The sequence below is a fragment of the Kiloniella laminariae genome (genome assembly GCF_027214005.1).
GTDB classification, from domain to species: domain Bacteria; phylum Pseudomonadota; class Alphaproteobacteria; order Kiloniellales; family Kiloniellaceae; genus Kiloniella; species Kiloniella laminariae_A.
Map to the genome: position 1 here is coordinate 159,297 of NZ_JAPWGY010000006.1, position 23,605 is coordinate 182,901.

The window sequence follows — 23,605 nt, forward strand, 5'->3', positions numbered from 1 at the left end:
AACAGTTACAGGCATCTCACCTGAGACGCCTGTAACTGTTTTCACTATCGCACTTAACCCTGTATTTTACTCGCCTCTTGGATATCTGGCATTCTCTTCAAGCGTATTGAGATCCATATGGTTACGCATATACTTTTCTGAAGCCTTTTGCAGAGGCTGAAAATCCCAGGGGAAATAGCCTCCATTTCGCAAAGCCTCATACACAACCCATCGTCGTGCCTGACTTTCCCGGACCTGAGAATCAAACAACGCCATATCCCAACGGGACTTAACCTTCAGCATAAAGCTGTCAACCAGCTCTTTCCATTGCGGAAGACCGGCAAGATTACTCTGTTCTCCAGGGTCACTTTCCAAATCAAACAGCTGGGGAGGATCAAGTTCACAATGATTAAACTTATACCTTCCTTCTCGAATAGAGACCATTGGCGCATAAGACCCTTCAGCCGCATATTCCATATAAACCGGACTGGCTCGCTCTTCCCCCCTGCCCAAAGGCAGCAGAGATTCACCATCTGTCCAGGGCAGAACTTCTGAAAGATCCACGCCTGCAAGCGCCGCAAGTGTCGGGGTGATGTCCAGATTGGAAACGGGCGTATCAACCAGTCTTGGTGTAATCCCCGGGCCTGAAATCATCAGGGGCACCCGGCTGGATCCTTCATAGAAGTTCATTTTGAACCACAGGCCACGTTCACCAAGCATGTCGCCATGGTCCGAGCAGAAAACAACAATCGTGTTGTCGCGCATTCTGCATCGTTCCAGCACATCAAGCAACTGTCCTACCTTTTCGTCCAGATAGGAGATATTGGCAAAATAGGCCTGACGGGATCGCCTGATATTTTCATCTGCAATATCAAATTTTCTGTAATCATTGGCGTTGTATAGCCGCTGCGAATGCGGATCCTGATCCTCATAGGCAATATGAGGGATCACAGGAGAGAGATATTCACAATCTTCATAAAGATCCCAGAATTTACGTCTGGCGACGTAAGGATCATGGGGATGGGTAAAACTGGCCGTCAGACACCAGGGGCGATCATCCTGATTTCGGGCCAGTTGATAGAGCTTCTGCTGAGCGTGATAAGCCACCTCATCATCATATTCCATCTGATTGGAGATCTCGGCAACGCCAGCTCCGGTTACAGAACCCAGATTGTGATACCACCAGTCGATACGTTCGCCCGGTTTGCGATAATCTGGCGTCCAGCCAAAATCTGCCGGATAAATGTCTGTTGTCAGACGATCTTCAAATCCGTGCAATTGATCCGGCCCGACAAAATGCATCTTGCCACTCAGACAGGTGTAATACCCCGCTCGCCGGAGGTGGTGCGCATAGGTCGGGATATCAGACGCATATTCGGCTGCGTTGTCATATACGCGGGTCCGGGAAGGCAACTGTCCGGACATAAAGGATGCGCGACCTGGGGCACAGAGAGGACTGGCCGTATAATTGTTTTTAAAACGCAGTGATTGTTCTGCCAGAGCACGCAAATGCGGCGTATGCAGGAAATCAGCCGGACCATCTGGAAAGAAAGTACCATTCAGCTGGTCAACCATGATAATCAGAATATTGGGTTTGCTACTCATACAATTTCCTCTCAGCCAGATCGGCCCCGGTAGACATCTTCAGCGTATCATGTGGCGACATTCTGGATAGCCAGAAACGACATAACTTCACGCTTCGATTGCCTTGCTTCATAAAATATTTTATCTTCAAAAAACTTACACCAAAGAGAAAACAGGCAACAGATCGATAATTTTCATGTCTGACATAAATAATATGTACAACAAACTACACCATCACCTTTCAGATCTGCACGCCTTTGACACCGCCGCCCGACAGGGGAGCCTGACTAAAGCAGCAAAACTGTTACGCCTGACACAGCCAGCCCTCAGCCAAAAAATCAAACGTCTTGAAACCTATATGGGCGAACCTCTCTTTCACCGCCAGAACCGCGGGATAACCCTCACCCGCGCGGGACAGCTACTCCACGCAACATCCCGGGAAAATTTTAACGACCTGCTTCAGGTTTTTCACTCGATTGAAAACGAAAAAACCACCACTCGCGTTCGCATCAGCACTGACTTTGCCTTTGCCTCCCATTGGTTACTCCCCAGATTGCCACTGCTTCGCGACCAGTTTCGGGATCTTGATATCCAGGTCTTCACCTCCCAAACCCCTTCTGACGCCCTGGCAAAAGATCCGGCACAGGTAACGATCCTTTCATCGGACATAGAAAGCGATTTGGTCATTGCCCTGACAACGCCACCAGAAAGCACACCAACAAACCAGATCCTCTTTGCCGAAGAGGTCCTCGCTGTTTGCAGTCCTGTATTTCTGGAAAAATATGGGCCGATTACAAGCCCTCATGATTTGTTGAAACTTCCCCTTCTCAACCTCTCTGCTGCCCCCGAAGCTCCCTGGTACAACTGGGACAGCTGGTTTCAAAGCCAGGATATTCTCGGGCCCAAAACGCATGCACCCACGAGCCTCAGCAACTACGCATTGGTCCTACAGGCAGCTCTGGATCACCAGGGTGTCGCCCTGGGATGGTATGGGCTGATCGACAAGTTTCTTGAAAGCGGTCAGCTTGTCCCCGCTTGCCCCGGCACGGTTAAAAGCAACCGGGCCTATATTCTCTATCGCCGCAAAGCGACAAGTTCCAATGTCGAAGCGGTTTTCAACTGGATTACCAAACAGTAATCCCCTTTTAGCGGCAAAAGGGGTGATCAGAATGGATGAGCATCCAAATCTGACTTGTTGAACAGCTTTTGGACGCGTATGACACAAGCTACATTTCCTCTAAGCAAGTGATCCGTTATGAAACAAGCTCACGAGGCCCAACCGATGAAAGCCGGGGAATTCATTCCCCTAATGGCTTTGCTGATGTCTCTGGTCGCCTTATCAATTGATGCCATTTTACCCGCACTCCCCCTTATAGGAGAAGATCTCGGGCTGGCAAATTCCAATGATGCCCAGTTGATGGTCGGTGTTCTTTTCCTTGGGCTGGCTATCGGGCAAATCTTTTTTGGCCCAATGTCTGACAGCTATGGTCGCAAGCCCGCAATCTACCTTGGCCTCGTCATTTTTCTGGCTGGCTCTGTTATCTCTGCGCTGGCCACCGATTACACACTGATGCTGGTCGGACGGTTCTTGCAAGGCATTGGGGCCTCTGGTCCGAGAACCATCAGCATCGCCCTGATCCGCGATCAATATGAAGGACGGGCTATGGCCCGGATCATGTCCTTTATCATGGCTGTGTTTATCCTGGTTCCGACAATCGCCCCGGCACTCGGACAGATGATCCTGCAACTGGCCCAATGGCACAGTATTTTCTACAGCTTCTGCCTTCTCGGCACCATTGCCCTTATCTGGTTCGCCCTGCGTCAGCCGGAAACACTTTCACTGGAAAACCGCAGCCCCTTTTCCCGCACTCATATCTGGGGCAGCATCAAAATCATTCTGGCCAATCGCCAATCGCGTTCCTATATGATTGCAGCCGGCGTTGTTTTTGGTGCTTTTGTCGGCTATCTCAATAGCGCCCAGCAGATTTTCCAGGACATTTACTTTATCACTGATCTCTTCCCGCTGTATTTTGCTGTCCTCGCCCTTTCAATCGGGATTGCCTCTTTCGTCAACGCGAAACTTGTTATCAAACACGGTATGCGCAAGCTCTCACAAACAGCGTTGGTGGCCATGACAATACTGGCCCTGGGCTTCTCTCTTATGGTTGCCCTGACAAACAGTGCTCCCCCGCTCTGGGGCTTCATGGCCTACATGATCACAAGCTTTTTCTGTATTGGCCTGCTTTTCAGCAACTTTAACGCCCTTGCAATGGAGCCCTTGGGCAAGATTGCCGGAATAGCCTCTGCTGTTATTGGGTCTGTCACAACTTTCATCTGTATGGCTATCGGTGTCACCATTGGCCAGATCTATAACGGCACAGTTCTGCCACTGGTTTCTTCTTTTGCAATACTCGGTCTGATTTCGCTCTTGATCGTATTCTGGGTAGAACGCAAAAGCACCACTGCCATCGGCTCACAGCCAACTTCTCGCTGAGGCAGCGCGCTAAATCCACAAGGGCCTCCGTCATATATCCGGAGACCCTTGTGAGTTTCATCACTTAAGCATCATAAGATCAATCGGGCTTGATTGCGTAACGCCCGCTACCAGTAAAGAGCAGCACCACAGCTGTCATCAGGAAAAAGCCCTGCAATTCGAGTTCCCAACCACCGCTTTTGGTGAAGTTGGCAAACTGGTCCGAGTGCACCAGGATAAGTGCAAAGATCATATTTCCCGCGACAAGAAGTGCACCCAACCGCGAGAATACACCGAAGATTATAAGGATAGGCCCAAGAACCTCTCCAAGGAATACACCATAGGCAATAAAGCCAGGGAGCCCTATTTCAAGGAGCTTCCCGCCAATGAAATCAAGGCTACCCGGATTACCGACCTTGGCAAACCCATGAAAAATCATCAGCCCCCCAAGCGTAAGACGCAGCAATAAAAGACCAAAAGCAGGATTGTTGAAAATGCTAAGCATTGTTGCCCCCATGTTGTTTCATCGTGAGCATGACAGAAATCCGGAATAAATTCCAGATCTGCTGTTTTATCGGACGACGAAGGACAAGAACGGCATAACTGGCCATATCCGCGATCTGATTGCACACACAAAAAAGAGCCACTCCAGAGGAATGGCTCTCTTCTTTAAATCAGGTGAAGGCTGTCAAAATATCAGACACCTTGCTGCGGCTGCATATCAGCGGGATCAATTCCTGCCACCTGCACCGGCTTGGTCATCGCATCACGACGGAAAGGCTCACCCAGTTCCTGATTGAGGATCACCTCGATAAACGTCGTCACACCACTGCTCTGCGCAGCACAGGCTTCCTTCAGGGCAGACGTCAGTTCTGCCTGGGTTTTGACCGTTACGCCTTTCAGGCCACAGCCCTCGGCGACCTTGGCATAACTCAGGTGCGGATCAAGCTCTGTCCCGACAAAGTTATTATCGTACCACAGGGTTGTATTGCGCTTTTCTGCACCCCATTGATAGTTACGGAAAATCACCATAGTTATGGCAGGCCACTCTTTTCTGCCAACAGAAGTCATTTCGTTCATGCTGATTCCGAAGGCACCATCACCGGCAAAGCCAACAACGGGAGTATCAGGACAGCCGATTTTTGCTCCGATGATAGAAGGAAAACCATACCCACAGGGTCCAAAAAGCCCCGGCGCCAGATACTTGCGCCCCTGCTCAAAGGTTGGATAGGCATTCCCGATCGCACAGTTGTTCCCGATATCGCTTGAGATGATTGCTTCTTTTGGCAAACCATCCTGAATTGCCCGCCAGGCCATGCGCGGGGACATGCGATCTGCATCTCGTTTGCGAGAGTCTGCATTCCAGCTGGTTCCGGGATCATCTTCTTCATGATCCATACTGCTAAGCGTCTGCAACCAGGAAGACTTGGTATGGTGGATCAGCGCTTTACGCTCTTCGCGCCCCTTATCACCCGCTGTTGGGCTCAACTGGGCCAGGATCTGCTGTGCAACCAGCTTGGCATCACCGCAGATACCTACCGTTACCTTTTTTGTCAGGCCAATACGGTCTGCATTGATATCCACCTGGATGATATTCGCCTGCTTCGGCCAATAATCGATACCATAACCGGGGAGTGTCGAGAATGGATTGAGACGTGTGCCGAGCGCTAGGACAACATCAGCCCTGGAAATCAGCTCCATCGCCGCTTTGGATCCATTATACCCCAACGGACCACAGGCCAGTGGGTGGCTGCCCGGGAAGCTGTCATTATGTTGATAGCCACTGGCAACCGGCGCATCCAGTCGCTCGGCCAAAGCCTGGCAATCAGGGATCGCGTTACCAATCACCACTCCCGCCCCGGAAAGAATAACCGGAAACTTTGCTTCGGAAAGCAGCCTTGCAGCCTCGGCAATTGCTGTTGCGCCTCCTGCAGGACGTTCAATCTTGACCCGTTGTGGCAGTTCGATGTCGATGACCTTGGTCCAGAGATCGCGCGGCACGTTGACCTGGGCAGGGGCAGATCCTCTGATGGCCTTTTCAATCACACGGTTAAGAACTTCAGCCATCCGGGAAGGATCTCGTACTTCTTCCTGATAGCAGACCATATCCCTGAAAAGAGCCATCTGCTCAACTTCCTGAAACCCACCCTGACCAATTGTCTTGTTTGCGGCCTGGGGGGTGACCAGCAACATGGGGGTATGGTTCCAATAGGCCGTCTTGATCGGGGTGACAAAACCGGTAATTCCAGGCCCATTTTGCGCAATGCACATGGCAATTTTGCCGGTTGTACGGGTGTAGCCGTCACAGATCATGCCGCCATTCGTTTCATGAGCCACATCCCAAAACTTGATACCTGCCTTGGGGAAGAGATCCGAAATCGGCATAAAAGCCGAACCGATAATTCCGAACCCGTGCTCGATGCCGTGCATCTGCAGGACTTTTACAAAAGCCTCTTCTGTCGTCATTTTCATCTTACGTAATCCCTTGCCTAAAAATTCTTCTCTTCGAACCAAGAAAATTCTCACCCGTTTCGGCCGTTTGAGCCGTTATTTTTATTCTGTCGCCTTGAGGCTGCATTATCAGAACAGCCGGTTTCAATAATCGGTAACCTTTGCACTGCCGCGTCTGGTTAGCACCGGCTCATCCGAGCCGCTCTTCACCCTGTACTGCGACCACCTGCAACTCATCACCTCTTCACAAAAGCAACAAAATTGTCAGGCGCATAGGTCCAGATCGTTGGATCAATGAGACCAGATATTTCACTCAAGAAAATCGTTCCGAAAATGGTTGTTTTTGATCAGAAAAAAGAACGCTTTTCTATTACTTCAGACATGTTTCAGACGAGACGGCCCAACAAAAAAAGGGAGGCCGTCTCAGTTGAGACAGCCCCCCTATTATAATCCATACAACATCTTCAGCGGATTTTTTTGTATCACCCCGCCAAGATCAGAACAGAAGCATCTAGTTTCGCACCACCAGAACCGAACACTTTGCATGGCGCATCACCCGCGCAGCGTTCGGACCCAGCAGATAGTCCTCCATTCTTGGACGATGAGCCCCCATGATAATCACATCACAGTTGATCTCATCGGCCACTCTGAGAATTTCTTCATAGGCATTCCCGTGGCCAACAATATGCTGCACCTTGATCTTGCTCGGGATATGCTCCATGACAAAAGCCTTCAGGGCATTTGTTGCACTTTGCATCACCTTTTCCTCATGATCTTTAGGAAAGAATGAGCTGACAATGCTGCTGCCAAAATTCGGCACCACCGTCATCACATGCAAGGTCGAGCCAAATGCATTGGCATATTCAACCCCGGCAGGCAAAGCTTTGTCCCAGCTATCCGCCTGCTGAAGATCGACAGCCAATAGGATATGTTTAAACATCTGTTTCTCTCCTTCAGGCCGAGACCAGTTTTCCATCAGCTGTCCGCTCACGCCGACGCTGTAACATCACAACCAGCCCCAAAAACAACAGGGCAGGAATATAAAAAAGCTCCTTTGCGGGGCGTTCCACCGGCATCCCGATGGATAGAATTGTCTGATCAAAATCAAACCCGGCTTTTTCCGCTGGGGAATCGAAAGTGACCGCATCAATGATATGTTTGCCATCCTGTTCGATCACTTCCAGCCCGTAGGCCTCCAAACGCTCCTCGCCTGTCGGCTCATCTCCGACAACCAAAAGCATGGTCAGACTGATCGGTTGCCCCACTTCATCAAAACCATCCACCCGCAGCCGTAGCTCATCTTTCGGAGAAGCATCCATCAGGGATTGCACCAACTGGTCACCCCCACGTTCCTCATAAGGAGGAATAACGTAATCCAGCCAAAACCCCGGACGGAAAAGGGTGAAGGCAATCAGCACCAAAGCGATAGATTCCCATATTTTTGACTTGGTCAGGAAATACCCCTGCATCCCCGCAGTAAAAATCAACATCGCCGCCGTCGCGACAATAAAGACAAAAATGCCTTCCATAATCGTAACGTCGATCAAGAGAAGATCTGTGTTGAAGATAAAGAGGAACGGCAGAAGCGCGGTACGCATGGAATAGAAGAAGGCAACAAAGCCTGTCCGGATAGGATCACCCCCAGATACCGCTGCAGCGGCGAAGGAAGCCAGCCCGACCGGAGGCGTTACATCTGCCATAATCCCGAAATAGAAGACAAACAGATGGACCGCAATCAATGGAACAATCAATCCGTTCTGCTGTCCAAGAGCAACAATCACCGGGGCCAGCAAGGCTGAAACCACAATATAATTGGCGGTCGTCGGCAGGCCCATTCCAAGGATCAGACTTAATATTGCCGTCCAGATCAGGATCAACATGATCTGCCCCATGGAAAGCAACTCAACCAATGCCGCCAGTTTGCCGCCGACACCCGTCTGATCAACCGCACCAACAATAATCCCGGCTGCAGCCGTTGCAATCCCGATGCCGATCATGTTCCGGGCACCACCGATCATACCTTCAACCAGTTCATTGAACCCCCGGGCAAGAGTCCCGGTTTTGTCTTCGTGACGGAAGAAAGCGAAAACATAACGCTGTGTCAGCAGGATAAACAGCATCAAGGAAGTTGCCCAGAAGGCTGAAAGACTTGGCGACTTGCGCTCGACCATCAGCAACCAGATCAGCACCACGACGGGAAGCAGAAAATGCAGTCCCGATTTAAGTGTCGCACCGATCTCAGGCAAGGTCATCACAGGTTCGTTCGGATCATCCAAAACAAGGTCAGGATAGGATGAGCTGAAACGGACCAGAAGCAGATAGACAAACAGCACCAGGCCGCCCATGACCCAAGGCGTCCAAACAGCCCCGGCATAATTTTGAATCAGTGCCGTCAGGAAAAACAGACCAAAGGAGCCGATCACCAGATTGCCTAGAACAATCGCTCCGGTAGAAATCGTCCGGGCGAAGGTTTCATCGCTGGCCAAGCGTTTTGTTAACTTGATCAGGAAAAATTGAACCACCAGGATAAACAGCACCGCCCCCAGCCGCATTGCTGTAGTTTCGAGCACCGCATAGACCTCGGAAAGATAATACAGCCCCCCCATTAAAGTCAAAATGACGGACATCGTGATGGCCCAGGACAGACAAATATCCTTGCCGGATTTCGATACACCTGGTTTTTGCAAACCCTGCATACCAAGCTTCTTGGCTTCAAGATGAACAATGTACACCAGTGCAATATAGGAAATAATTGCGGGCAAAAAGGCGTGTTTGACGACTTCAAAATAAGGAATATTTACATATTCCACCATCAGGAAAGCCGCTGCCCCCATCACCGGTGGCATGATCTGACCGTTCACAGAAGAGGCAACCTCGACGGCTCCGGCTTTTTCAGCGCTGAAGCCGACACGCTTCATCATCGGGATTGTAAAGGTCCCCGTCGTCACAACGTTAGCGATGGATGACCCGGAGATAAGACCGGTCATACCCGAGGCAACAACCGCAGCTTTCGCCGGGCCGCCACTGAAATGTCCCATCAGGGAGAAGGCAACTTTAATGAAGTAGTTCCCGGCACCAGCCCGATCAAGCAATGCTCCAAAGAGGACAAACAGGAAAACCAGATCCGTCGAGACCCCCAAAGCAATGCCAAAGACGCCATTGGAAGACAGCCACTGTTGATCAACGACCCCGCCAAACGACGAGCCTTTCCAGGCGATCAGATCAGGGGCAAAGGGCCCAAAGAAGGTGTAGCCGAGAAAAACCATAGCCACCACCATCAGCGGAGGGCCAAGTGCCCGACGGGTTGCCTCCAACAAAAGTACCATTCCGATAATGGAGACAACAATGTCAATCTGGTTTGGACTTGCCGGGCGACTGGACAGTCTTGACCCTGTCAATGTATTGACCAGGGCTGTATCAGCAATAAAAATGTAAAAAGCACAAAACGCACTTAATAACGCCAAAGCCCAGTCAAACATCGGAATGCTGCGACGGGGGGAATTTTTGAATGCGGGATAAGCCAGAAAAGCCAGAAAGATGGCAAACGCCAGGTGAATGGGACGAGCTTCTTTGGCTGAGAACGATCCCCAGGAAATAGCCGACGGGACAGGAGATGAGATCCAGATCTGAAATATTGACCAGATCAGCGCCGTCGCGGCCATAAGCAACACAATTTTCCGGTTGGTCGGGATACGCCCTCCCGTATCGGTCGATGCGACGAGGTCCTGGAGCTCTTCTTCGCTCAGCGTCGCATTGTCAGAATTATCTCTAGCCATCCCCAATTCCCTGTTTTCTCACCTGAGCGTCGGCTTCTACGAGCTTTCATGATCAGGATTTTGTGCAGATTGAGATCAACGCAAATACGGGCGGAAGACTCGAGGTCCTCTCGCCCGCATCACTGGACCGGATTACATCCAGCCGCGTTCTTTGTAATAACGGATCGCACCCTCGTGCAAAGGAGCAGACAGATTTTTCACAATCATGTCTTTTTCTTCAAGGTGCTCAAATGCAGGATGCATTTTCTTGAAACGACCAAAGTCATCAAAAACTGCTTTCACCATCTGATAGACGACTTCTTCATCAACAGCGGTTGAGCTGATGAAAGTTGCGCCAACACCAAAGGTCGTGATGTCTTCATCAGTACCTGTATAGGTTCCGCCCTTGATGGATGTCATGTCATAATAGGCATTATCAGCAGCAAGTTTCTGGATCACATCGTTATCGACATTGATCAATTTTGATTCGCAAGAAGTCGTTGCTTCCTTGATGGTTCCACTTGGGTGACCAACTGTGAAAACAATCGCATCTACCTTGCCATCACAAAGTGCAGCAGCCTGCTCGGAAGATTTCAATTCACCGGCAAAGGAGAAATCATCCATGGCCCAGCCCATTTTCTCCATCACGACTTCCATGGTCGCCCGCGCACCGGAACCCGGATCCCCGACGTTTACTTTTTTACCTTTCAGATCTTCAAAGGTCTTGATGCCGGAATCAGATCTGGCAACAACAGTAAAGGGCTCTGGGTGAACAGAGAAAACAGCCCGGAGTTCCTGATAAGCCCCATCCGGGAAGGTATCGGGAGCAGTTCCGTTATACCCATGATACTGCCAGTCTGACTGGGCCACGCCCATGTCCAGATCACCCGAGCGCATACCATTGATATTAGCAACGGATCCGCCGGTTTTGTGGGTACAGTTGATATCGTGATCACTGGAGCCCTTGTTTACCAGACGGCAGATTGCACCACCTACCTGATAATAAACTCCTGTCTGCCCACCTGTACCAATCACAACGTGTTTGGTATCGGCAGCAAAAGCAGCGGATGACAGCAGGGCCGCACCTGCAACCGCAGTGAGTGCCAGTTTACGTACAAACATGCCTAACTCCTTGTTTGAATACTATTTTGTTACGAACGTTTTACAGATACCGAGTTCAGGGTCAAGATTAAGTCACCCCGGCATTCCAGGTTTTTTTGGACAAGATTGTCAGCCGACTGATATCCACGGGGAAACATCTCACCCGCAACTAAAATCGGTAACAAAACATCCCTGGAAAATGATGCTTTTCTCATGTTTTATGAGCTTAAACTGCAGGAAACCCGCCTCTACCGAACATTTATGATGCAGGCATTGTTACTGCGGAATTCTTTTTGATCCGCTTGATACTCAGCAACATGTTTCTCCCTAAGAATAAGTTTGAAACTATAAGGTTTGTTCTGTGCTATATGGTCGCGGATGTATTATTTCAGGTCAACAGATAACATTTGTTATTTTTTGATATAACAGCGTTCCAGCATCATTGATCAACAAGATGGCGTCTGTTTTTTTCACTTTAACGTTATGGCTGCCAATAAACCTTGGCACTTTTCCTAAGATAATTAACTGATTGAATTCTTTTAGTTATCTTGTCTCCTCCCTTTTCTACCAAGGCGGTAATCAACCACTCGGAAAGAGCAAAAAATCCGACAAAACTGTCAAAGCCGTAAAAATTTTCAAAATGCCGGGGCGTCCCTACCGGCGAAATAAGTGTTATATCCGGCTTCAGCGGCAGGGAGTTAGCGGTACTGTCAGAAAGAAGTAACAGCTTTGCCCCCCTCGATTTGGCGTATCTGCAGGCCTCAATTGTCTCTTTGGCGAAGGGGGTGATAGAGATTGCGATCACCATATCCTTGGACGACACTCCAAGAATTTCATCTAAGGGAGAATTTGCATGGCGGGGAGCTACAATCAGGTTTGGCAGAGCCATACGTCCGATATAATACAGGTAATGTACCAAGGTATATGAAGCCCGCGTCCCCATTAGGTAAACATTTTCGGCAGCAAGAATTAACTCAGCGGCCAGTTCGATCGCGTCAGTATCATTCTGGCGAAGAGCTTCTGTCACATTGCCAACAACACTGGTTACTGTATCGGCCCTGATACGTTCTTTGTCACCACGTTCATAGAGCTCATTAACCCACTGGCTTGTGTTTGCCGTCGCAACATTGGATGTCAGGGCGAGACGAAAAGGTTCTCTTAACTGTTGATAACTCTCAAAGCCTAATTTTTGTGCCAAACGCACCAAAGTATTTGTACTGACACCTGTGGCTTCAGCGCTGTCCCGAATGGAATTCATTCCAAATTCCGCAGGATTATCAATGATAAAGATCGCAGCACGACGCAATGACTTTGGATAGCTTGGTAGTGCGCTCGTCAACTGCTCAACAACCAGAGACTTGGTTTTCAACCCCATCAAGTTTCCTTCACAGATCACTAATGGCAATATAATAACAAATGTTATTATATTGCCATTAGTGATACAAATGATATTTTAAGACAAGAATAATGCTTCTGTTTTGTACGACTCCAACAAGACAAACTCGACAAAGCAGTACTAATTTTCAGTTTTCAACCACCCGAACCTGACCGCTCACTTTAGAAAGTGCATCCGATGTCTCATGTGTTCCCCCGTCACACCAAAGCAAACTTACCAACCGCTGTATCCGGTGAGGGCTGTTATATCATCGACAGCAACGGCAAGCGTTATTTTGATGGCTCGGGTGGCGCTGCGGTTTCCTGTTTGGGGCATTCTGACCAAACCGTACGGCAGGCGATTAAAGATCAGGTGGATGAACTCGCCTTTGCCCACTCCGGGTTTTTCACCTCTGATCCTGCCGAAAAGCTTGCTGATTTGCTGATCGCCCATGCACCAGAAGGGATCGAAAGGGTTTATTTTGTCTCCGGAGGGTCCGAAGCGGTCGAGGCCGCCTTGAAGCTGGCCCGGCAATACCACCTTGAACGCGGCGATGACAAACGCAGCCATATCATCGCACGTTGGCAGAGTTATCATGGCAATACACTCGGAGCCCTCTCCGCTGGCGGTAACAGGTGGCGGCGCAAACCCTTTGAACCCTTGCTGGTTCCCATGACTCATATTGATCCCTGCTATGCCTACCGCTATCAGGCGCAAGGGGAAAGCCTGGAAGACTATGCAATCAGGGCGGCAGACTTGCTCGAAGCCGAAATTCTGCGTGTCGGCCCCGAGAAGGTTGCCGCCTTTATCTGCGAACCTGTTGTCGGCGCCACCATGGGCGCGGTTACTGCTGAGCCCGGCTACCTGAAACGCATCCGCAAGATCTGTGACCAATACGGTGTATTGCTCATTCTGGATGAAGTCATGTGTGGCATGGGACGGACAGGTTCACTCTTTGCCTGTGATCAGGATGGCGTCTCTCCGGATATTCTCTGCATCGCAAAAGGGCTTGGCGCAGGTTACCAACCGATCGGGGCCATGCTCTGCAGCGGAAAAGTCTACAAGGCCATTGAAGACGGATCCGGTTTCTTCCAGCACGGTCACACCTATATGGGACATCCTGTCGCCTGTGCAGCAGGCCTTGCTGTTATAACCGCCATGTTCGAGCGTAACCTGCTGGGCAAGGTACAAAAGCGTTCACTCCAGTTGATGACGGCCTTGACCAGTGCCTTTGGACAACATCCCTACATCGGCGATATTCGTGGCCGGGGCCTGTTCATCGGCCTGGAACTGGTCCGGGATCGGGAAAGTAAACACCCCTTCCCTTCCGACCTTGCCCTTCATGCCAAGGTCAAGAAAATTGCCTTTGCCAATGGTTTGATCTGTTACCCCATGTCAGGCACCATCGACGGGCAATCTGGCGATCACATCCTGCTTGCGCCCCCCTTTATCATCGAAGAAGAGCACATCGGCGAAATCGTCGACAAGCTGGCCAAAACCTTCGCCATGATTCCAGAACTGGAACACTAGACATGTCCCCGACAATCATTATGGCTGCCCCGAACGGGGCTCGGAAAACCCAGGCAGATCATCCGCATCTGCCTGTAACAGTCGAGCAGATTATTACCGAAGCGCTGGCCTGCCAGAAAGCAGGAGCAGCCATGGCTCACTTGCATGTGCGGGATGCCCAACAACAGCATGTTCTGGACGCCGGGCTTTATCGGGAAGTCATTGCAGGCATAAACTACGAGGCTGGGTCCGATCTTCTGGTTCAGATCACCACAGAAGCAGTCGGGCGTTATGGACAACAGGCCCAGATCGACTGCGTCAAAGCCACCGAACCCGAAGCCGTCAGTGTTGCCCTCCGTGAAATGATGCCGGATGATGGCGAAAGAAGCGGGTCAGGCTTTTATCACTGGGCCAATGAAGCCGGAATACATCTGCAGCATATCCTTTATGATCTCAGGGATTTGGAACGGTTTATCGAATTTGTCAGGCTCGGCCTGATCCCGGTGCAGACGCCTTCCCTGCTCTTTGTTCTGGGGCGTTACGCCAGCAACAATCTGGGAGAGCCGGAAGAACTCGACCCTTTTACTGCTGCATTACAAAAACAAAAATCCTTTGCCCCTGGCCCTTGGTTTACCTGCGCCTTTGGCCACCTGGAAGCGGCCTGTATGACCAGAACCTTTCAACAGGGCGGGCACGCCCGCGTCGGTTTTGAAAACAACAGCAAGCTGCGCAATGGACAGGAAGCGGAAGCGACATCTGAAATCGTCGCTCAAACCCGCGATGAAATCCTCGCTCTGGGCAAAAAACCAGCTTCCGCCAAAGAAGCCCGGCAGTTGCTCGGCATTAGTTCTGGAAAGAGCTGAGCGCGACTACGTTTCTTTGATAATATTGCTGGCCCTCGGACGTATTCCCGGACTGCGTATCGACCGCACCTGGATCCCCATGACATTGATCTCCATGAGCCTTGCAGTAACCTGGCTCTGGCTCGGTGGCTGGATGGCGTTTTAGCTCCACATCCAAACTGGAAACGCTCCAGTTGAAGCATTCTGATTTCGGATAAACAGCAAGAAACGAGGTGTGTTCCTCTGCGTGATGCGCAAGTATGGAACCTTGACCCAATAGAACAGGACACCAGCCCCGCATGTCAGGCTCATCCACTCCCCATCACAACATGTCTGCTCTCGAGTGGGGCATGCTCATCGCCCTATCTCTGTTGTGGGGAGGTTCCTTCTTTTTTAACGGCATTGCTGTTCGGGAACTGCCTCCCCTGACCATTGTCGTCAGCAGGATTGCCCTCGCGGCTATGGCATTGTTTATTGTGATGCGGGTTCTGCGCCTTGAAATGCCAAAAAATCCCGAGGTTTGGCTGGCATTTTTTATCATGGGGCTGTTGAACAACGCCCTGCCCTTTACCCTGATCGTCTGGGGACAGATTCACATTGCATCCGGTGTGGCCTCAATCCTGAATGCCACCACACCGCTTTTTACTGTCCTTGTTGCCCATATGCTGACAACAGATGAAAAGCTGACCCTGCCGCGCCTTTGTGGCGTGGTCCTGGGGTTACTGGGTGTTGTGATCTTGATCGGCGGGGACGTCATTCAGACTATCGGCAACAACCTTCTGGCCCAACTGGCTGTACTTGCCGGTGCCATATCCTATGCTTTTGCCGGGGTATATGGTCGGCGCTTCAAGTCAATGGGTGTCCCGCCGATCGCAACCGCAACCGGCCAGGTAACTGCTTCCAGTATTCTTTTACTGCCCCTGATGCTCTATATCGACCAACCCTGGACCTTGCCTTTACCAAGTCCTGAAGCCCTGGCGGCGCTGGTCGGCATTGCCCTGCTTTCGACCGCCCTCGCCTATATTCTCTACTTCCAGATCCTCGCCCGCGCAGGGGCGACCAATCTGTTGCTGGTTACCTTCCTGATTCCCGTCAGCGCCATCCTGCTCGGCGTTCTGTTTCTGGGAGAAGTCATTCTCGCCAAACACCTCATCGGCATGACCTTTATCGGCGGCGGACTCGCGGCAATCGATGGGCGGATAACACACCGCCTCAGACGAGGGCTGACGACCGGCCCAGGACCTCAGGATTCTTGAAACTCCAGAAACACCAAACTGTCTTTCGACACAATAGTATCGCCCAGCACCATACAGTCCCACCCCCCCCGTTACAGCATTAATTCTCTGACAACAGAGCCCGTAACAAGAGGGGTCGGCAACTTTATACTGGGTTATTCAGCCTATTCAGGAAAGAGCGCTTAGAGATCAAAAGGCCACTGGATAGTCTTGGTAAACCTTGTGAATATCGGCGAGACACTCTGCGGACAACTCAACATTAACCGCGTCGATATTACTTTTGAGCTGGTCCATCTTGGTCGCTCCGATGATTGAGCTGGTAACCCAGGATTTGCTCAGCGTGAAAGCAATCGCCATCTGGCAACTGTCGAGCTGATATTTTTCTGCCACAGCAAGATAGGCCTTCACTGCCTCTTCCACATGCAAGGAGACACGGGTGTTAAAGCGATCCCACTGGTCGCCCATGATCTCTTTTGAAAAACGTGTTCCGGCCGGGAATTTGCCTTCCAGATACTTGCCGCTCATCACACCCATAGCCAGTGGTGACCAGGGCAGATAGGCAACCTGTTCCAGCGCACAGGTCTCGGCAACATCATGATCGTCGCGTCGGCGCAGCAGGTTATATTCGTTCTGGATGCTCACCATCCGGGGCAGGTTGTGTTTTTCAGCCAGATCAACAAACTGTTTGATGCCCCAGGCGGAATCATCCGAAAGGCCGATGTGACGGATTTTCCCCTGCTTGATACAATCCTGAAGCGTGTTCAGGGTCTCCAGCTTGTTTTCGATAATCTGTTGCTTGGCTTCGGCCCCGGATGCAGGCTCAAAGGTCCACCAGTTGGCAAAATGATAGTTCGGACGGTTGGTCGGCCAATGAAGCTGGTACAGATCGATATAGTCAGTCTGCAGGCGCTTGAGACTTTCCTCAACCGCGGTCATTAGACTTTTCCTGTTCGTGGTCGGGTTGGCTTCACCACGCGCCCAGGACACGGGTGAAAACTTGGTCGCCATAACAACTTCATCACGTTTGCCCCGGGCCTTGAACCAGTTCCCGATGATGCTTTCTGTTGTTCCATAGGTCGCAGGTGTCGGTGGAATGCTGTACATTTCTGCCGTGTCCCAGAAGTTCACCCCCTGGGCCAGCGCATAGTCCATCTGCTCAAACGCCTGTTCCTGCGTGTTTTGCACACCCCAGGTCATGCTGCCCAGACAAATACGGCTTACCTTGAGATCGGATGCTCCCAGCTTTGTATACTTCATTGCTTTCCCTTTTTATGGTCAAAGGGTTAGATGGTATGCGTCTGGAGAGATTCAAGGCTGGCTGTTCGTTTAGACATCAACTGCGAACCCAACATTCCTTTCTCGACATCTTTTTATCCCAGTGACTATCCTCTTGTCTTGAGGCCTAGAGGCAGGACCACAAAGCCGCAGGAGCAACCCGAATTTGTCCGGAAATCTGGTTGGCCCGGCTCTGGACATTGTGGCTCGGCCGCCCCGCATTACGTTCCAGCGGGTTGGGCAGGACAGCGGCAAGACGCGCAGCCTGACCGCGCGTCAGCCCTTTGGCATCGCGGTTGAAGTGAGCTTGCGCCGCAGCCTCAGCCCCATAAATCCCCTCACCAAACTCGGCGATATTGAGATAGAGCTCCAAAATACGGCGTTTGGGCAAAAGGGTTTCCAGCATCAGGGTCAGGGGAATTTCCAGCGCCTTGCGGATCTTGCTGCGCGTGGGCCAGAGGAACAGGTTCTTGGCCGTCTGCATTGAAATGGTACTGGCGCCACGGGATGCAGATCCGGTATTGAGCAGTTCATCCCAGACGATCCCCATCTGCTTCCAGTCAAAGCCGCTGTGTTCACAAAAACGCTGGTCTTCCGAAACCAGAACAGCCTGGACAAGACTTGGAGAAATTTGTTCCAGATCGACAAAGTCATAGCGCATCGGCGCATCCCGAACCAACATCAGCGGCGTGACCAAAGGTGGCAACAGACGATAGAGCAGAATGGTCGTTATCGGAAAAACCAGCCCGATCAATACGCCTGCCCAGATCAACCGTCGCAGCACTGTCTTCATGGATTTGCGCTTAGCGATGAGTTTGCCCCCGCCCCTGCCATTACCCGCCCCAGAGCGGTCCGTCTCACGGTGAGTTTATCGATCCCTGAAGACTGCACAAGGGCCTAGGGAAAGCAGATCTACGAAACAGGAAATTTTGCCAGTGAACCACTGGCGGAGAGGGAGGGATTCGAACCCTCGGTACTCTTGCAAGCACAACGGTTTTCGAGACCGCCCCGTTCAGCCACTCCGGCACCTCTCCGCGATGCCCTAGTGCTAATCCAGAGAAGCGCCGCTGTCCAGAGCCCAAACGCAACAAACCCGGCTCTGGATGAAAAAAAAATCCGGACCCGAGTTTGTTATCTAAACGATCCGATTGGATCCTAGCCGAGTTTGCTTGCCACTGACTGGATGGCATCGCGGGCGGCTTCGATGATCATATCAGCCTCGGCGCGTGTCATACAAAGTGGCGGGGCAAACCCGAGGATATCGCCCTGAGGCATGGCCCGGCCAATCACCTTGCTCCGTTCCAGCAGCGCGGCTGCAACCTGGGGACCAACCTTGAGCGCCGGGTCAAAGAACTCCCGGGTGTCGCGGTCTTTGACAAATTCAATCGCCGCCAGAATGCCTTCTCCTCGTACATCGCCAACGATGGAAATATCATCCAGCGCCGCTTTGAGGCCCTGATTGAAATAGGTCCCGGTATCGCGAGCATTGTCTACCAGTTTCAGATCATCAATCAGCTTGAGGTTGGCAACACCAGCCGCAGCTCCGATCGGGTGGGCGGAATAGGTCCAGCCATGGCCGATCGGGCCAAGTTTATCCGTGCCTTCTTCCAGCACCTTCCAGACTTTATTCGAAACAATCGATCCGGACAACGGCGCATAGGCCGAGGTCAGACCCTTGGCAATGGTGATGATATCCGGCTCGATATCATAGTGGTCAGAACCGAACATGCTGCCCAGACGACCAAACCCGGTCACGACCTCATCGGCGATCAACAGGATATCGTGTTTTTTCAGCACTGCCTGAATTGCTTTCCAGTACCCGGCGGGTGGCGGCACGATCCCGCCAGTCCCCAGAACCGGTTCGCCGATAAAGGCGGCGATGCTATCCGCGCCTTCACGGGCGATCAGCGCTTCGAGACTGTCAGCACACTGTTTGACAAAGTCGGCTTCGCTCTGACCTGTGTCGGCACGGCGGAAGTAATAGGGCGCATCAGTATGCACCACCTGTGACAGCGGCAGATCGAACTTGTTGTGGAACAGCTCCAGCCCGGTCAGAGATCCCGTCATCAGGCCCGAGCCGTGATAACCACGCCAGCGCGAAATGATCTTTTTCTTTTTCGGACGATCCAGCACGTTGTTGTAATACCAGACCAGCTTGATGTTGGTTTCATTGGCATCCGAACCGGACAGACCGAAGTAGACCTTCGACATGTTGGCTGGTGCCCGGTCGATTATCATCTTCGCCAGGGTGATCGATGCTTCGGTGCCGTGGCCGACATAGGAATGGTAATAGGCCAGTTCTTTTGCCTGCTTGGCGATGGCCTCTGCCACTTCCTGCCGACCATAGCCGATATTGACACAATAGAGCCCGGCAAAGGCATCCATCAGACGTGTGCCATCACGGTCCTCAATATAAAGCCCATCGCCGCCAGAAATAATCCGGTTCCCCAGATCCCCCCGGGCAAACTGGGCCAGATGAGTGGAAGGGTGAAAGAAGTTCTCGCGATCCCATTCGGCGAGTTGATCATTTTTCAGCATGGTTTTGTTCCTCGATTTCCGGGCCGCTGCCGGACCGTTAAATTTGTAGAAAGCTTAAGGTCTGCTTTTCAGATCTGTCACAGAAAATTGCGACAGACATATTTGATTTCGGTAAAGGCCTCCATACCCTGACGTGCACCTTCGCGGCCAAGCCCTGACTGTTTCATCCCGCCAAAGGGGATGGGTGCGCCTGTCAACTTGGTTCGGTTGATCGCCACCATACCGTATTGCAACGCCCTGCTGGCCGTATAAACCCGTTTGGCATCCCGTGTGTGGACATAGGCCACCAATCCGTATTCGCTGTCATTGGCCCGGGCAATAATATCCTCCCCGGTTTCAAAAGGGGTCAGACAAGCCACCGGACCAAAGGTTTCCTCAAAGAAAACCAGCGCCGAAGCAGGCACATCACCAAGAACCGTGGGCTGGAAAAACAACGGCCCGAGAGGATGACGGGAACCACCGGTGAGCAGAACCGCTCCGCGTTTGAGGGCATCGGCCACATGGGCTTCCTGTTTTTTTACCGCAGCCTCATTCATTAAGGGTCCGATATCAGGATCCTCCAGCCCCGGACCAACGCTCAGGGCTTTGGTCGCAGCTGTGAATTTTTGCACAAATTCATCGTATAGAGGGCGCTCGATAAAAATCCGGTTTGCCGCCAGGCAATCTTGACCAGAGGTGGCAAACTTCGCCGCGATGGCGCAAGTCACGGCGTGATCGATATCTGCATCACCGTAGACAATAAAGGGTGCATGCCCGCCGAGTTCCATCACCAGTCGTTTGATCGTTGGGGCAGACTGGGCATAGAGCAACCGCCCGATCTCGGTTGATCCGGTAAAGGATACCACCCGCACCCGGCTATCTGTCGTCCAGGGCTCAACGATTTCTGCTGGCTCGCCCGTCACCACGTTGAAAACTCCCGGCGGGAAGCCGGCGCGTTCGGCCAGTTCCGCCAACGCGGTGGCAGAAAAGGGGGTTTCCTTCGAAGGATGCACCACACAGCTGCACCCTGCAGCAAGAGCAGCTGCCGCCTTGCGGGTGATCATCGCGTTGGGAAAGTTCCAGGGGGTAACCAGTGCAGCCACACCACAGGGCTCACGCCAGACCTCGACCTCGCCACCCGGCATATGTGACGTCACGCTTTCAATATTCGGGCGTTTGGCTTCTTCAGCATAGAATTCAATAAAATCGGCAGAATAGTCGATCTCACCCCGGGCTTCTGACAGAGGTTTTCCCTGTTCCAGCGTCATAATCAGCGCCAGATCATCCCGATGCTGTTTCAGTAACTCGAACCAGCGCCGCAAAATCGCCGAGCGTTCCTGCGGCAGACGTGCTGCCCAGTCAGGGAAAGCGGCCTGAGCGGCATCCACCGCCCGTTTGCTTTCTTCACCGGACATCTTTGGGACAGCCCCAAGCATTTCCTGTGTTGCAGGATCTGTCACCAGAACAGTGCTGCCGGAACCAGCAGCACACCATTCACCGTTTATATAGCTGAATTCCCTGAAAAGCCGGGGATCATTCAAATCCCCAAAGGCCGATGACCGGCTTTTCTCTTTAACTGTCTGCTGCATGGCTCTTGCTCCTGTTTGATGAGGACCATCATGAGCGACTTCCCGGCGAAGGTGCATCTAAAGACAGGAGGGAATTAAGAGAAGACCACTGCTATTCTGCAATGAAGAGGAAACTTCCTCTTTAGCAAGAGCCGCTGTCCAGAAAGGACACAACTCTAGTCTGCAAGGTCGGCTGTAAGCAGGTCCAGCGGCAGGGCTGTCTGGTGCTTGACGGGTTTTGTCACCACATAGGAAAAATACCGCCGCAGTCCGATCTTGGCCTCAAGCAAACGATCGACCAGACGCTGATAACTGTCGATATCCCGGGTCAGAATGCGCAAGACATAATCAATGCCACCACCGACAGCCCAGCATTCCACGATCTCCGGGTAATCAGCCATCGCCGCCTCGAAACGATCAAAATCCTCTGCCTTGTGGCTGTCGAGTTCCGCTTCCATAAAGACGATTGTAACGGGTGAGAATGCCTTGAGCGACAGCCGGGCTTCATAGCTTTCGATCAACCCTGCCTGTTCCAGACGTTTCAACCTTTCCCAGCAGGGCGTAGGAGAAAGATTAACCCGCTCGGCCAGTGCGGCTTTGGTGATCCGGCCCTCGGTCTGGAGGATATTGAGAATCGCGAGATCGCGATCATCCAGTCGAAGTCCTGCTATCTGCATGATTTTACCAGACTGTTTCTTGGAAGTGGTCCCTTACTTAACGGGGTTCTCCCAATAATGACAAGCCCCCAAACAGCCCCAGACATCATCAATTTGATTGATGTACGGCGAGATCTGCCAGAAATGCCAGGCAGCGCTTGAGCTCAGAAATCTCGATATACTCATCCGGCTTGTGTGCCTGATCAATCGAACCCGGTCCAAAAACCACCGTAGAGATACCGACACGCTCGAAGTGTCCGGCATCCGTTCCGAAGGAAACAACCTCGCTTGTATTGCTCCCGGTGATTTTTCGGATCAGATTGACAGCAGGAGAATCCTCGCTGGCCAGTAATGGCGGTACATCCGCAAGCAGCTTGGTCCGGATCTCTGCCTCGGGGTAGACTTCTCGCATTTTCGGAACCAGTACCGTTTCTGCATAGTCTTTGATCCGATCAAGAATCGCATAGCCGTCGTCTCCGGGGATCGGACGGATTTCCCAGTTGATCACACAGCTGCCCGCCGTAATATTTGTCGCAATCCCGCCCTCGATCCGGCCGATATTACAGGTCGAATAGGGCGGTTCAAAAGGTGAATCCTGAACGGGTTTTGCCGCCAATTCAGCCTTGATATCCAGAATTTTGTCGATATAGAGAGTGGCGTATTCTATCGCGTTCACCCCCTTGCCCGGATCCGAGGCATGAACCTCGAAACCATCAAATTCGGTCTGGATCTCGAAACCTGCCTTGTGCCCGGTAACCAGTCGCATCCCGGTCGGCTCTCCCACAATGGCAATGGCAGGTGTCATTGACTTGGACATTATGTCTTCGGCAAGAACAGGGGCCCCGAAACCACCGGTTTCCTCGTCATAACAAAATGATACATGGATCGGACGTTTTAGATCCTGTTTTTTGAACTCTGGCACCATTGCCAGACTGCAGGCGAGGAAGCCTTTCATATCCACCGCACCACGTCCATAAAGCCTCCCCTGCTTTTCCAGCAAGGTGAAAGGATCGGCACTCCATTCCTGACCTCTGGTTGGCACCACATCCGTATGACCATTGAGCACCACCCCCCCATCGACTTCCGGGCCTATGGTGGCATAGAGATTAGCCCGTAACCCGGTTTCGTCATAACTGAGAGACGAGGCTACTCCCTGCTGCTCCAGGTACTCCCTGATATAGCTGACCATAGCCAGATTTGACAAACCTGACAGGCTTTCAAAAGCGACCAGTTTGCCCAAGATTTCCTTGGTGAGGTTCAGTGTATCCGACATAAAAACCCGTCT

Annotated in this window: 19 protein-coding genes and 1 tRNA gene; 6 read left to right on the forward strand and 14 right to left on the reverse strand. The window is 51.7% G+C overall.

Features of this window, described 5'->3' with window-relative positions; translation table 11 throughout:
* Positions 1–66 precede the first annotated feature (66 nt).
* Positions 67–1,584, reverse strand: coding sequence for a choline-sulfatase (gene betC / locus O4H49_RS15965; protein WP_269424438.1), 1,518 nt, complete (start codon positions 1,582–1,584; stop codon positions 67–69).
* A gap of 175 nt (positions 1,585–1,759) precedes the next feature.
* Between betC and O4H49_RS15970 the strand changes: the two genes are divergently transcribed.
* Positions 1,760–2,701 carry a LysR family transcriptional regulator gene (locus tag O4H49_RS15970; RefSeq protein ID WP_269424439.1) on the forward strand — a complete coding sequence of 314 codons (942 nt, stop codon included), beginning with the start codon at positions 1,760–1,762 and terminating at the stop codon, positions 2,699–2,701.
* A gap of 117 nt (positions 2,702–2,818) precedes the next feature.
* Positions 2,819–4,057 carry a multidrug effflux MFS transporter gene (locus tag O4H49_RS15975; protein WP_269424440.1) on the forward strand — a complete coding sequence of 413 codons (1,239 nt, stop codon included), beginning with the start codon at positions 2,819–2,821 and terminating at the stop codon, positions 4,055–4,057.
* 79 nt (positions 4,058–4,136) lie between these two features.
* On the opposite strand, the gene O4H49_RS15980 is transcribed toward O4H49_RS15975, so the two are convergent.
* The 6 genes from O4H49_RS15980 to O4H49_RS16005 all read right to left on the reverse strand — a co-directional run bounded on the left by O4H49_RS15980 (position 4,137) and on the right by O4H49_RS16005 (position 12,718).
* Positions 4,137–4,541 (reverse strand): DoxX family protein, encoded by a 405-nt coding sequence (locus O4H49_RS15980; protein ID WP_269424441.1) that lies wholly within the window; start codon positions 4,539–4,541, stop codon positions 4,137–4,139.
* A gap of 191 nt (positions 4,542–4,732) precedes the next feature.
* Positions 4,733–6,508, reverse strand: a complete 1,776-nt coding sequence (gene xsc / locus O4H49_RS15985) for a sulfoacetaldehyde acetyltransferase (protein ID WP_269424442.1) — start codon at positions 6,506–6,508, stop codon at positions 4,733–4,735.
* Positions 6,509–6,998: 490 nt separating this feature from the next.
* A complete protein-coding gene (locus O4H49_RS15990) occupies positions 6,999–7,427 on the reverse strand; it encodes a universal stress protein (protein ID WP_020593083.1) in 429 nt (142 codons plus the stop codon).
* Positions 7,428–7,440: 13 nt separating this feature from the next.
* Positions 7,441–10,263 carry a TRAP transporter permease gene (locus O4H49_RS15995; RefSeq protein ID WP_269424443.1) on the reverse strand — a complete coding sequence of 941 codons (2,823 nt, stop codon included), beginning with the start codon at positions 10,261–10,263 and terminating at the stop codon, positions 7,441–7,443.
* 132 nt (positions 10,264–10,395) lie between these two features.
* Positions 10,396–11,364, reverse strand: coding sequence for a TAXI family TRAP transporter solute-binding subunit (locus tag O4H49_RS16000; protein WP_269424444.1), 969 nt, complete (start codon positions 11,362–11,364; stop codon positions 10,396–10,398).
* Between the two features lie 460 nt (positions 11,365–11,824).
* Positions 11,825–12,718 carry a MurR/RpiR family transcriptional regulator gene (locus O4H49_RS16005; protein ID WP_269424445.1) on the reverse strand — a complete coding sequence of 298 codons (894 nt, stop codon included), beginning with the start codon at positions 12,716–12,718 and terminating at the stop codon, positions 11,825–11,827.
* Positions 12,719–12,916: 198 nt separating this feature from the next.
* Between O4H49_RS16005 and O4H49_RS16010 the strand changes: the two genes are divergently transcribed.
* The 4 genes from O4H49_RS16010 to O4H49_RS16025 all read left to right on the forward strand — a co-directional run bounded on the left by O4H49_RS16010 (position 12,917) and on the right by O4H49_RS16025 (position 16,325).
* A complete protein-coding gene (locus O4H49_RS16010; protein ID WP_269424446.1) occupies positions 12,917–14,248 on the forward strand; it encodes an aspartate aminotransferase family protein in 1,332 nt (443 codons plus the stop codon).
* Positions 14,249–14,250: 2 nt separating this feature from the next.
* Positions 14,251–15,090, forward strand: a complete 840-nt coding sequence (locus O4H49_RS16015; RefSeq protein ID WP_269424447.1) for a 3-keto-5-aminohexanoate cleavage protein — start codon at positions 14,251–14,253, stop codon at positions 15,088–15,090.
* 16 nt (positions 15,091–15,106) lie between these two features.
* Positions 15,107–15,235, forward strand: coding sequence for a hypothetical protein (locus O4H49_RS16020; RefSeq protein ID WP_269424448.1), 129 nt, complete (start codon positions 15,107–15,109; stop codon positions 15,233–15,235).
* A 133-nt stretch (positions 15,236–15,368) separates the two neighbouring features.
* Positions 15,369–16,325: a DMT family transporter gene (locus tag O4H49_RS16025; RefSeq protein WP_269424449.1), complete on the forward strand. Its 957-nt coding sequence runs from the start codon at positions 15,369–15,371 to the stop codon at positions 16,323–16,325.
* A 168-nt stretch (positions 16,326–16,493) separates the two neighbouring features.
* On the opposite strand, the gene O4H49_RS16030 is transcribed toward O4H49_RS16025, so the two are convergent.
* The 7 genes from O4H49_RS16030 to argE form a co-directional block, all read right to left on the reverse strand.
* Positions 16,494–17,561, reverse strand: coding sequence for an aldo/keto reductase (locus O4H49_RS16030; RefSeq protein WP_269424450.1), 1,068 nt, complete (start codon positions 17,559–17,561; stop codon positions 16,494–16,496).
* Between the two features lie 145 nt (positions 17,562–17,706).
* Positions 17,707–18,372 (reverse strand): monofunctional biosynthetic peptidoglycan transglycosylase, encoded by a 666-nt coding sequence (mtgA, locus tag O4H49_RS16035; protein ID WP_269424451.1) that lies wholly within the window; start codon positions 18,370–18,372, stop codon positions 17,707–17,709.
* 151 nt (positions 18,373–18,523) lie between these two features.
* Positions 18,524–18,613 (reverse strand) — tRNA-Ser (locus O4H49_RS16040).
* Between the two features lie 121 nt (positions 18,614–18,734).
* On the reverse strand, positions 18,735–20,117 hold the full coding sequence (locus O4H49_RS16045; RefSeq protein WP_269424452.1) for an aspartate aminotransferase family protein: 1,383 nt from the start codon (positions 20,115–20,117) through the stop codon (positions 18,735–18,737).
* 77 nt (positions 20,118–20,194) lie between these two features.
* Positions 20,195–21,685: an NAD-dependent succinate-semialdehyde dehydrogenase gene (locus O4H49_RS16050; protein ID WP_269424453.1), complete on the reverse strand. Its 1,491-nt coding sequence runs from the start codon at positions 21,683–21,685 to the stop codon at positions 20,195–20,197.
* Positions 21,686–21,840: 155 nt separating this feature from the next.
* Complete coding sequence (locus O4H49_RS16055) at positions 21,841–22,341, reverse strand: Lrp/AsnC family transcriptional regulator (protein ID WP_269424454.1); 501 nt, start codon at positions 22,339–22,341, stop codon at positions 21,841–21,843.
* 88 nt (positions 22,342–22,429) lie between these two features.
* Entirely contained in the window at positions 22,430–23,593 is a 1,164-nt protein-coding gene (gene argE, locus O4H49_RS16060) for an acetylornithine deacetylase (protein ID WP_269424455.1), read from the reverse strand.
* Positions 23,594–23,605 lie beyond the last annotated feature (12 nt).